The organism is Lentimicrobiaceae bacterium (assembly GCA_028697555.1).
GTDB lineage: Bacteria > Bacteroidota > Bacteroidia > Bacteroidales > UBA4417 > UBA4417.
The window spans coordinates 1-11,839 of record JAQVEX010000064.1 but is presented as its reverse complement, the minus strand read 5'-3'; the positions used below and the strand labels follow the sequence as shown (position 1 = coordinate 11,839).

At 34.2% G+C, this 11,839-nt stretch carries 10 protein-coding genes; 2 read left to right on the top strand and 8 right to left on the bottom strand.

What is annotated here, in order from left to right; all coding sequences use genetic code 11:
- Positions 1–189: 189 nt before the first annotated feature.
- The 8 genes from PHP31_09215 to alaS form a co-directional block, all read right to left on the bottom strand.
- Complete coding sequence (locus PHP31_09215; protein MDD3739456.1) at positions 190–2,073, bottom strand: hypothetical protein; 1,884 nt, start codon at positions 2,071–2,073, stop codon at positions 190–192.
- Positions 2,074–2,103: 30 nt separating this feature from the next.
- On the bottom strand, positions 2,104–2,511 hold the full coding sequence (locus PHP31_09210; protein MDD3739455.1) for a cytochrome c maturation protein CcmE: 408 nt from the start codon (positions 2,509–2,511) through the stop codon (positions 2,104–2,106).
- Positions 2,512–2,517: 6 nt separating this feature from the next.
- Positions 2,518–2,715, bottom strand: a complete 198-nt coding sequence (locus PHP31_09205; protein ID MDD3739454.1) for a hypothetical protein — start codon at positions 2,713–2,715, stop codon at positions 2,518–2,520.
- A 3-nt stretch (positions 2,716–2,718) separates the two neighbouring features.
- Positions 2,719–3,399, bottom strand: coding sequence for a cytochrome c biogenesis protein CcsA (gene ccsA, locus PHP31_09200; GenBank protein MDD3739453.1), 681 nt, complete (start codon positions 3,397–3,399; stop codon positions 2,719–2,721).
- Positions 3,400–3,412: 13 nt separating this feature from the next.
- Complete coding sequence (locus tag PHP31_09195) at positions 3,413–4,066, bottom strand: heme exporter protein CcmB (GenBank protein MDD3739452.1); 654 nt, start codon at positions 4,064–4,066, stop codon at positions 3,413–3,415.
- A gap of 127 nt (positions 4,067–4,193) precedes the next feature.
- A complete protein-coding gene (locus tag PHP31_09190; GenBank protein MDD3739451.1) occupies positions 4,194–6,188 on the bottom strand; it encodes a T9SS type A sorting domain-containing protein in 1,995 nt (664 codons plus the stop codon).
- A gap of 382 nt (positions 6,189–6,570) precedes the next feature.
- Positions 6,571–7,776, bottom strand: coding sequence for a hypothetical protein (locus PHP31_09185; protein ID MDD3739450.1), 1,206 nt, complete (start codon positions 7,774–7,776; stop codon positions 6,571–6,573).
- A gap of 18 nt (positions 7,777–7,794) precedes the next feature.
- A complete protein-coding gene (gene alaS, locus PHP31_09180; GenBank protein ID MDD3739449.1) occupies positions 7,795–10,416 on the bottom strand; it encodes an alanine--tRNA ligase in 2,622 nt (873 codons plus the stop codon).
- A gap of 174 nt (positions 10,417–10,590) precedes the next feature.
- Between alaS and PHP31_09175 the strand changes: the two genes are divergently transcribed.
- Both PHP31_09175 and PHP31_09170 read left to right on the top strand, forming a co-directional pair.
- A complete protein-coding gene (locus PHP31_09175; GenBank protein ID MDD3739448.1) occupies positions 10,591–11,562 on the top strand; it encodes a peptidoglycan DD-metalloendopeptidase family protein in 972 nt (323 codons plus the stop codon).
- A gap of 14 nt (positions 11,563–11,576) precedes the next feature.
- Positions 11,577–11,839 (top strand): MerR family transcriptional regulator (locus tag PHP31_09170; GenBank protein MDD3739447.1); only part of this gene is annotated, 263 nt, incomplete at its 3' end.

Here is an 11,839-nt window from a genome sequence, read left to right as displayed (position 1 = left end):
TCGAGTATAAATACTCCTAACTCTTAATTCCTAACTCCTGACTCCTGACTCCTAACTCCTAACTCCTAACTCATCACTCATCACTCACCACTCACCACTCACCACCCACCACTCATCACCCATTACTCATCACCCACCACTCACCACTCACCACTCACCACTCACTATTCACCATTCACGCTCAGCCTATCAGTCGAAAAACATCCACGAGACTCCTAATTTGAAACCGGCGTCGGGTAAGGGATAATAAGGTGTCATTAGGTAGTTGTTTTCTAATAGGAAAGACCCTAAATTTTCGTATTTAAAAAATATCCTAGCTCTTTTTATGCCCAAATTCAAAAAGAAATCTACATAAGGGTAATTGCCTGCTGTATAATTGTTTTGTCTGTAAAAAAGCGCATATGCAGGGCTGTAAGCTTGCGGTTTCCAATTGGTATGATAAGTACAAGCTAAACCAACTTGAAAATGCAGTGCTTTTTTGAATAAAGTGTTTTGGTACATTAATTTTATCTTGCCCATAAACAGAGGCAGATTTATGATGCTATCGTTATTGTGTTGTAGTATTGAAGTTATATCAATGTTGAATTTATTTATTTTGAACAGTTTGTTTAATGAGAATACATACGCAGAGATTAAATCGCTGTGTTGTATAGCTTTTATTTCTTCGTTCAGATAAACATAATTCTTAATATTTGCATCATAAAACTCTGCTCTCAAGTTTTTCCAATAAAATTGTATTCCAAATTTATTAAATGCTATTGCTTTGAAATCGTTGTTCCATGTTTCAAAAGGAGTTTCGTTGCACAAATAAAAATAGTTGGGCATTGTACTACTCACATCTGCATTGACGGCGACATAAATATTGCTATTTGAAAAATATCTGTTGGCATTTAACTTTATTTCATAGTTTTTATTGGTCGTGTTGCCAATTCCGTACGAGCCGATGAAGTTTAAATTGTAGTGTTTTAAGAGTAATAAATTAATTTTGAGTTCCGGTTTAAAATCAGAAAATAGTTTTTTCTCTACATTTGGTTTGCTTAATTTGTTGAAACTATGAGCAATACTGAAATTGTATGTAAATATTTTATTGTTATGGTTAGAAGTATCAATATTATTAATTGACAAAATATTTCTGACAGTTCTGAAATTTGTTGAATCGAAATAGTAGGTGGTATCAGACCAGCTTTGCGGATAAAAGTCGATATTACGACTCTTATCCGAATATTTGTTGCTATTCGACTGATAATCAAAAGTGTGTGCAATTTTAAAAAACAACTTTCTATTGCTTATAGTGTCGTTTGTGTTTTTAAAAAATTTGTAAAACTGTTGTAATCTTATCTGTGTTGTTTTACCGTGATTTTCGGCAGAGCCGAGATTGGTAATAAATGTACTTCTGTTGGTTTCGGTGTTATTAAAAAACTGTTCGGGTTGTGCAATGCCACCATTTTCAAAAGCTAAATATTTATCGTTAAGATAACTGACGATAGCGCCGTAGTTAATATTATTGGGAAAGAAAGTAAAATAAAGATGACCGCCCGGATAGTATGTTCGTTGATTGTTGTACAATCCGTATATGTTTCGGTATCTTAAAAAAGCTCCGGTGTATATGCCGTTGCCGAGACGAGTGTGAATATTAAAATCAAGGCTTTGTTCTCTTGCACTTCCCAAAACGTATTTGGCTTCAGAATAAGACGACTTGTTTGGATATATTTTTATGCTATCGGTACTGAGTTGCCATATGCCGAAAACGTTGTTTTTGTACGAAAAATCGGGATTTAAGAATGTTGGAAATATAAGTGAAGTTGCAGCAGAACCTATGTTGCCATTGTATTGATAAAAACTGTTTGCAGATTGCAATTGCTGATAGTTTTCAAAATTTGTCAGACTTCGGTTTAGTTTATATAAGGTATAATTTGCATCGGTACTGTAAATAAAATAGCTGATGTCAGCCGAATCGGGTGAGTGTTGGTCGGCATGAACATTTCTGTCAGCAATAGTATCGTTGCTATTTATTTGAGAAAATAAATTGAATGAACAAAATAGCAAAAAAACTAATAAATATAAGTTTCGCATTAATGATAGTTTTTACTACAACAGTTTTAGTTAAAAGCTTTTATCTTCAAATCCTTCAGGTTTTTTGTCTTCGTTGTATTTTGATGGGCATTTCAGCAGCAAGGATTTAGCAATAATAGAGTCGTTTCGATTAGTTGCTACAATTACTACTTGATCCGATTTTTCAAAATCGGTTGGTTTATTATCGAAATAATATACTTGTCGGACATTACCTTTTTCATCTTCCATACCAAAACTAAATCCTTTTGAAGTGAAGATGCTATCAATATACATTATCTGATACTTGTCGGATAGCTTTCCGATTACTTGCAAATCTTTACCTGTGTTTTGTTCAACTTTTTCAAAATCGCTATACGGATTAGATTTTGAAAAAAGACTTACTATAATTGCAACAGACGCAACAATGATTAACAATAAAATTAAATTCGTGGTTTTCATAATTAATTAAGTATTACTCTTTTCTTTAAGTTTTACAGAAACAGTTTTATCTTTTTCGGTAGAATTTGCTTCAATTTCTTCTTCTAGTTTATTTACTTTGTTTTCAATCTTCGATATTTTCTTATCTTGAGCAAACAAATATATGGCAAGTGCTAAAATTATCACTAACACTACCAAAATAACTACAAATAGTTTGTTTTCCATGCTTTAAATTAATTCTAAGTTTTTTAATTTGTTTTCTATGTTTTTTATTCGCACACGTTGAGTCCAAAGCCAGTATCCAATAATTATATTTCCAATAATTGAAGGATAAAAAACCATTCTCATACTTTTATTTATTGTAAAAATTGTAGTTGCATCGCCCGATTGACCGGGGTGTATGGTGGTTGTGCTTATCATTGGTATAACGTAAATAAACAATATTAGTATAACAAAAGCAAATATGTTATACACAGCCGAAACGCGAGCTTTTAGTTCATTTGACGCAATTGACTTTCTCAAGATTTTATAAGCTAAGTAGGTGCAAAGCGAAATTAATGCTCCGTTAAGCTTAGGGTCGTTTATCCAGGGCTTTCCCCATGTAAAGTTTGCCCAAACCATTCCGGTAACAATTCCAATAACTCCGTACAAAAGTCCTATGTTAACCGCTTCTGCCGATTTAATGTCGTGTTCAATATCGTGCTTTGCCAAATAAAGAATACCGTTAGCTGCACTTATTAGAAAGAAAAAGAACATACACATCCACATAACTACATGAAAAAATAAATTTCTTATACTTTCTTTAATAATGGGCAGGTCGGGTGTGGCAATAGTTAAGCCAAATACAACAGTATATGCAATTAGCAGCAATCCTATTATTTTGTAACTTATGGTAATTTTTTTCTTCATTGTTTATTATATATTATTCGTTGCTGATTTTTGGGAATAAAATATATGCCAAACCGACTATGGCAACAGTCAATAAAAGTAAGGCTAACAGATAATTTAACGAATTATTACTATGAGTTTCAAGCAGCGACCATTCGGTAAGTTTCTGTAAAACAACAAGTACAGGAAGTACTAATGGAAAACTTAAAATCGATAATAGCGTAAAATTATTCGATGCTTTTGAAGCAATGGCAGATATTAGTGTTAATATTGACGAAATACATAATGTGCCTAATATTACCGATGAAACAAAAAGCAAAATGTTATTTATCGGATTTCCCAACATAAGCATGTATAATAAGGTATGTATTGCAACAATTAGTAAAAGCAGAACAATATTATACAATATTTTAGCCAGAATAATATGTTGTGGCTTAGCTGTTAGGTAGTAGTATATATTTCTGGAAGGGTCTTCCTGAACAAAACTTTTTGAAACAGCTGTTATTGAGCTAAACATAAAAATTAGCCAATACAAAACGCACCATATTTTTACGCTGATATTTGCATCAAATACAACGTATGTTATTAATATTCCTGATACAACGTAAAGCAGTATGCCGGAAATAACATTATTGTTTTTAAGCTCAATGCTAATATCTTTTTTTATAAGTGTTAAAATTTTGTTCACTGTGCTGATGTATAAACGAAACACCACAAAGATAATAACTTTACTTTATTACAGATAAATAATAAAAACAAAAAAGCTGCCCTAAAAAATAGGACAGCTTCTATGATAATTACAAACTTATTATTTATTACTTAACAATAAGCTTTTTGGTGTGTTGTTCACCGCCAACTGTAACATTAACAATGTACATACCTTTTGCTAAGTTGTTAGTATTAATGGTGATAACGTTATTTCCTGCGTTCATTCTACCATAATCGTTGTTGTAAACAGTTTGTCCTGTAACAGCTTTAACTGAAACGAATACGTTAGCAGTTCTGTCAAGGTTTACATTGATATTGGTGCTATTTTTTGCAGGGTTAGGGTAGCATTCCGAAACTTTGTTAGACAACATTGGTGAGCTATTGTCGATATTAACAGCGTACATGTAGTCACCTTCAGTTAGAGTAATTCCTTTTAGATAGTAAATTGGTAATGGTAGGTCGTCAATACTACCGTTTTCGGCAATATTAATAAACGAAACAGGAACTTGCCATTCACCATCAACGTTAGGAATAATAGGTGATAAGTGGTGGAAGTGCGATTCGCCAAAACCGGCTGTATAGTGAGTAAGGTTTATAGGACCTGTAGACATACCTGTATTAATATCTCTTGACCAAATTCTCAAGTCAGGGTTAAGGTCAAAATATGGGAATTCAGGTTGAGTAAAGAAATCAACGTCGGTATCTGTCCATGTACAGAAAACTTTAAGTCCGTCATCTGAAACAGCAGCTTGAAGTCTGTGATTCCAGCCTGTACCATCTTCTGTTGGATTTGAACTTCTTAGTGTACTTGTTTTAGGACCAACTGAGTAAGTGTTAAGTGTGTCAACAAAAGCAGCGCCCCAGCTGTTATTAAATTTGTCATATTCAAATTCAAAAATGGGGTGTTTTTCGTATGACCATGAGTAAGCTAGAGAGTCTGGGTGGGTGCTATATTTAGAAGATACCATTGCAAATAAGTGTAGGTTGCCTCTTGCGTCAACAACAGCGTCAATTTCGTGTCCGAAGTATCTGCTATCAGCATCATTATAGTATTCTTCAAATACAGGAAGAACTCTACCTGGCTCGTTACCTAAGTCGCGTAGAATTGGGTATAAAGCAGGTAATTGACCTAAATCGTAGAAATCTACAACGTTCCAGCTAGCGCCAGCATCTTCAGTCATCCATACAATAGGGAAAGTAGCAGGGCATTCAGCACCACCTCTAACATCTTGTCCGAGAGTTACAATGTAACCTATTTGTCCATCTTTGCTGAAAGCAGCGCAAAATTCTGAAGAACCATAATAGCTACCGGGTGATTCTTGATGAACGTATGGCAATGGGTCAATTGAGGACATATTCCAATCAAATGCATTGTTTGCAGCGTTCCATGTTCCGGTATACAAATCTAATTTCATTGATGAATAAATGTGTCCACTTACGTAGGTTGCTGCGTTGTTACCAATACGAACTTTTCCGTCTGTTGTTGTTAACATTGATGTACGGAACAATTGACCGTTGGAAGGATCTGAAAACACGTTGTAGTTTTCGCCACCTATTGTTTTTGATGCAAAGTAAGTGTCAGACCAGTTGCCACCACTGTGCATAGGACCTGCAACTACTGAGTAAACGTCTTCGGCATTAGTTGAGCCACTTGGGTTGAAAAGTACCCCTGATGGGTATCTTGCAGGTTTTCCTTCGTTAACGTAAGCTTCTACGTCTGTCCAAGTATCGCCAGCATCGGTTGAGTAAGCGTACACAATGTTGTCGCCACTACTAAATCCTGGAGTTGCATGGTCACCACGACGTGTTGACATGATAGTACCTGAAGTTACATCATAGTACATACTTCTTTGATCTTCTAATAAGTGTCCCCAAATATTTTGAGTCGTTCCAATGAAGATTGCTTCTAATTCGCCACCAGCTCTGTAGCTTTTAGGATTTAACTTAATAATAGGAGTTGAAGGTTGATTTTCAACTGATTTCATGATTAATGTTGCTGCGTCTGTCCTAGATACTTTTTGAGCATCTAATCTTGCATTTTTTTGTGAAAATGCTACTACAGCAAAAACCATTGCTAATGTGAAAAGTAATGTTTTTTTCATTTTTGTGTAATTTAATTGATTAATGTAATTGTTAATTGTTTGTTATTTAATAATTTAATTATTTTTTTCTTTTAATTTTTTGTAATAAAATTCGACTTACTACACATATTAGACAACAAAAGTAATAATTTTTTAATATAAAACGAAATTATTAATAAAAATTTTAATTTTTTTCTTTTCGCTTATTTCTGTTACTTCATTTCTATCGAAAATTATGATAAAATAAGTGTTTTGAAAATTTGTTGAGGTAATTATATAATATAAAAACAATTAAAGTTAACCGACCTTCCTTACCTCTACAACATTTTGTACGTAACTTGTATATTGTTTTCTATCGAAATATAATTCAGAAAATTAGCTTCAAATACACTCAAATTTCAATTTAGTTATTTGTTGTTTCTATAGTCGAACTTCTTGTATCAACAGGTATTATAGTCGATCTGGTAATTTCAGCATCGTCATCAAAGTAGTTTCGGTATGTGATATGTTTTTTAGCAAAAGTCGATCCAACAGCTTCTTGTATGGCTCTCATTTTAGGATTGAAATCTCCTACCCACGAAATTTCAATTTCTTTATATTTAGGTTTATGTATCATAACCTTATCCATATTCCAAAACAAACCCGATTCTATTCCCGATTTTTGATATTTAGGTTTAACACCCATAATAACAATTCTGGTACGAGTAAATAGGTTTTTCTTTCCTTTAAGAGCGATTTTAATTTTACCCCACAGGTTAATTTTGCCTTTAAAGTACTTGAGCACTTGATTCAAATCGGGTATCATAAATTCAAAAGCAATGGGTTCTTCACCGCAGTATGCAAACCAAATAAATTCTTCTACGGCAATACCTTTTATATCGTCGATAATTTTTTCAACTTGTTTTTCTGTAATAGGAGTAAAATTTTCGTGAAATTGCCATGCGTCGTTGTATATTTCCATAAAATCTCTACCGAATTTTTCGGCATTTTTGAAAGTAAAATGTTCAAAGCGATATTTTGGGTTGTTGTTGACACGTTCGGCTATTCTCCAAAAGCGTTCGGGAAAAGGTTTTGTAAGATCTAAATGGTTGGTTATTTGTTCGTAATAAAAAGTAAAACCATAATCTTCGAAAAAGTTTTTGTAATAGGGTGGGTTATAGTTCATACCAATGCTTTGTGGCATAAATCCTTCGACCAAAAGTCCCCAAAAATTGTCATTTTCGCCAAAATTAATAGGTCCGTCCATAGCTTTCATTCCTTTAGACGACAACCATTCTTTACATGTATCGAATAGTAAAAAAGCGGCTTTTGGGTCGTTGATGCACTCAAAAAAGCCCATTCCGCCGGTAGGAGTTTCAGTAGCAAAAGCTTTGTTATTGTTGATAAAAGCTGCAACTCTGCCTGCCAAGTTATTGTTATGGTCTTTTATTATCCATCTTTTTGCTTCTCCGTGGCTAAAATAATTGTTCTTTTCAGGACTAAAAACACCTTCTACCGTTTCAATTAAAGGTTGAATATAGTTTTTGTCATTTTTATATATTATCCTTACCACTTTGTGGAATTGCGAAATGGTCTGCGGCGTATTTACTTCTATTACTGAATATTTCATTGTTGTTTGTTTTATTATTTATACAAGGTAATTTTCAATATTGTTGTTTATTTCAGAAATAACCTGATTTATTTTGTCGGGGTTTTTGCCACCTGCTGTAGCAAAATTAGGTTGTCCGCCACCGCCACCCGAAATTATTGTTGCAAGTTTTTTAACGATATTGCCTGCATGTAGTTGTTTTTCTTTAACAAGACTGCTTGATAAAGCCACAACTATATTCGGTTTCTGATTGATATTTGAAGTAATAACAACCATAAGGTCGGGTGTTTCGGCTGTGAGCGATTGAGCTATATTTTTAATAGTGATGCTGTCTAAATCTAAATGTTTGGAAATTAATTTAATTTCGTTTACAGATTTTATTTCGGAAATCAATTGATTTTTAGTCATAGCAATTTCCTTTTTTCTGTATTCTTCTATTTCTTTTTTCTGCTCATCGTTGGTGGCTTGCAGTTGCTCAATTGCACCAATAGGGTTGATTTTATTTTTAAGAGTTAATTTTATGTTTTCAATAAGTTCGTTTTGTTTGTAAATGTATTCCCATGCTTTATCGGAAGTAACAGCTTCAATACGTCTGATACCGGCAGCAATAGCACTTTCGGAAATAATTTTAAATAAGCCTATGTTTCCGGTAGCTTTAACGTGAGTTCCACCGCATAATTCAACCGAATCGCCAAACTTTACAACTCTGACTGTATCGCCGTATTTCTCGCCAAACAACGCAACTGCACCCATTTGTTGAGCTTCTTGCATTTCAATATTTCGGAATTCGTCTAATGTAATGTTGTCTTGTATTAGTTTATTTACCATTACTTCAACTTTTTTTATTTCTTCATCCGATAATTTTTGAAAATGCGAAAAGTCGAAACGCAAATAGTCGGCGCATACATACGAACCCTTTTGCTCGACATGATTTCCCAGAATTTGTCGCAAAGCGTGATGCAACAAGTGCGTAGCTGTGTGGTTGTTTGCCGTATGTTTACGTTTTTGTACATCGACTATACAGATAAATTCGGAATTTAGGTTCTTAGGCAAATGTTCTGTTATATGTATAATAAGGTCGTTTTCTTTTTTAGTATCGACGATTGGAATTGTTTCTTCCGAATTTTTAATAAAGCCAACATCTCCAACCTGACCGCCACTTTCGGCGTAGAAAGGCGTTTTGTCGAGCATTATGTGATACAAAGTTTCTTCGCTTGTTTCGGCTTTTCTGTATTTTACAATCTTCGATTTGTATTTGGTATTGTCGTAGCCGACAAACTCAGATGAGCCGTCTTTTATCAACTCAACCCAATCGCCTTTAACTACGTTGGCACTTTGTCGCGAGCGTTCCTTTTGCTCGTTAAGCAATTTTTGAAACTCTTCCATATCAACGCTTTTGTTAATTTCTTTACTCATAAGTTGAGTTAAGTCGATAGGAAAGCCGTAAGTGTCGTACATTTCGAAAGCAAAGCTGCCGCTAATAACTTCTTCGGAACCTATTTTTTTAACATGTTGCTTAAACATATTAATTCCGGTTGATAGAGTCTTTAAAAACGATTGTTCTTCTTCGATTATAACCTTTTCAATAATATCTTTTTGTTTTGTGAGCTCAGGAAAAATGTATCCCATATTTGCTTCTAAACACGGAACAAGTTTATACATGAATGGTTCGTGTACGTTAAGGTATGAATACGCATAACGAACAGCTCTACGCAAAATACGTCTGATAACATATCCGGCTTTAACGTTGCTTGGCAACTGTCCGTCTGCTATAGCAAAGCTAACGGCTCTAATATGGTCGGCAATAACTCTTATAGCAATATCGGTATCAGTATTTTTGCCGTATTCTAAGCCCGAAATTTTTGAAATTTCGTTTATCAATGGCATAAAAATATCGGTATCGTAGTTGCTTTGTTTACCTTGCAACACCATACATAGGCGTTCAAATCCCATTCCGGTATCAACGTGTTTTTGGGGTAAAGTAACAAGCGATTGGTCGGCAAGTCGGTTGTACTGAATAAAAACAAGATTCCAAATTTCAACTACCAAGTAATGATCGGTGTTTACAAGTGTTTTGCCGTCAATTTCTGCTCTTTCTTTATCACTTCTAATATCTATATGGACTTCGGAACAAGGACCACAAGGACCCGTTTCGCCCATCTCCCAAAAATTATCTTTTTTGTTACCAAAAATAATTCTGTCTTCGGGTATATGTTTTTTCCATTCTTCGATAGCTTCTTTATCTTCCGAAAGGTTATCTTTTTTATCACCTTCAAAAACCGTAACATACAAGCGGTCTTTATCAATTTTGTATACTTCGGTGAGCAATTCCCATGCCCAAGCTATGGCTTCTTTTTTAAAATAATTGCCAAACGACCAGTTGCCAAGCATTTCAAACATGGTGTGATGATATGTATCGTGTCCGACTTCTTCTAAGTCGTTGTGCTTTCCCGAAACTCTCAAACACTTTTGAGTGTTGGCAACTCTTTCCCATTTGGGTTTGCTGTTACCCAAAAACCAATCCTTAAATTGATTCATGCCGGCATTAGTAAACATAAGAGTAGGGTCGTCTTTGACAACCATAGGAGCCGACGGAACTATTTGGTGTTGCTTGTCTTTAAAGAAGTTTAAAAAAGTGTCTCTAATTTCTTTTCCTGTCATAGTTTGTTGTATGTGTTAGTTTTGCTGTTATGTTAAATAAGACTAAAAATATTAACTGAACTTTGATAAATTTGTGCAAAATTACAAGAAATAAGTATTTTTGCTTGTGAAGTAAGAAAAAAGTTTTTTTACATGTAAAAAAAGTCATCTTTACTAATTATTATTTTCAGTATAATGTCGAGAAGAGAACTAAGATTCGACAGTGAATCATTAAAAATATTTAATCAGGAAAAAAGTTTGTGGCGAAAATTAAAACCTTGGGTGTTTTCATTTTTCTTAGGTTTATTTTTGGCTATTATTTTTGTCATTTTTTTCAACGATTTCATTGGCACTCCTAAAGAAAAGGTACTTGAAGAACAACTTGATGCTTACAAATTTAGGTACAGAATATTAAACGATAAAATTGACTTAATGCAAGAAGTTTTATCGGAATTGCAAGATAGAGACGATAATATCTATAGAATGATTTTTGAGTCGGAACCTGTGCCGAGCTCAGTCAGAGATGGTGGAGTAGGCGGTATCGACCGTTACGGGCATTTAGACGATATTGACAATACAAGCATTATTAAAAATACTTATAAAAAACTAGATGCTGTTGCCTTGAAAATGGTAGTTCAGAGCATTTCATTTGACGAAGTCTACAAATTGGCAAAAAATAAGGAAGCAATGGTTGCGAGTATCCCTGCCATACAGCCTGTTTCAAATACCGATTTACGTCGTATAGCATCATATTTTGGTTACCGTACCGATCCGTTTTATAAGATAACCAAATTTCACGAAGGTATTGATTTTACTGGAGCTGTCGGTACTCTTATTTATGCAACGGGCAACGGAAAAGTTGTTTACTCAAAGTACAACAGCGGTGGCTACGGAAATACGGTGCAAATTGACCACGGCTTTGGTTATACAACGGTGTATGCTCACTTGCATAAAATTAATGTTAGGGTAGGTCAGCAAGTTAAGCGTGGCGAGATTATCGGCACTATGGGTAATACCGGAAAATCGACAGGACCACACTTGCATTACGAAGTTAGAAAAGGCGGCGTTGCGGTTAATCCAATATATTTCTTTTTCAACGATATTACACCTGAACAATATCAACAAATGATAGAATTGTCTAAAGTTCCATCACAAACAATGGATTAATATTTTTATTGCTTATGTCAAATTCTGATAATACAAAAAAACTATACTATAAAATTGGCGAAGTAGCCGAAATTTTTGGAGTAACTACTTCATTGATAAGATACTACGAAAAAGAATTTGATATAATAAAGCCCCGACGTAACAAAAAAGGCAATAGATTGTTTACTCAAAACGATATAGATAATTTTCATAAGATATTTCACCTTATAAAAGAAGAAGGCTATACACTTGAAGGAACTAAAGCTAAATTGTCGTCGAAAAGAACGAGTAAAGCAGG

Excerpts from the sequence above, each read along its gene's own strand:
- PHP31_09185 (MDD3739450.1), bottom strand. The coding sequence starts at position 7,776 with ATGAAATATTCAGTAATAGAAGTAAATACGCCGCAGACCATTTCGCAA.
- ccsA (MDD3739453.1), bottom strand. The coding sequence starts at position 3,399 with ATGAAGAAAAAAATTACCATAAGTTACAAAATAATAGGATTGCTGCTA.
- PHP31_09215 (MDD3739456.1), bottom strand. The coding sequence starts at position 2,073 with ATGCGAAACTTATATTTATTAGTTTTTTTGCTATTTTGTTCATTCAAT.
- PHP31_09190 (MDD3739451.1), bottom strand. The coding sequence starts at position 6,188 with ATGAAAAAAACATTACTTTTCACATTAGCAATGGTTTTTGCTGTAGTA.
- PHP31_09210 (MDD3739455.1), bottom strand. The coding sequence starts at position 2,511 with ATGAAAACCACGAATTTAATTTTATTGTTAATCATTGTTGCGTCTGTT.
- PHP31_09175 (MDD3739448.1), top strand. The coding sequence starts at position 10,591 with ATGTCGAGAAGAGAACTAAGATTCGACAGTGAATCATTAAAAATATTT.
- PHP31_09205 (MDD3739454.1), bottom strand. The coding sequence starts at position 2,715 with ATGGAAAACAAACTATTTGTAGTTATTTTGGTAGTGTTAGTGATAATT.
- alaS (MDD3739449.1), bottom strand. The coding sequence starts at position 10,416 with ATGACAGGAAAAGAAATTAGAGACACTTTTTTAAACTTCTTTAAAGAC.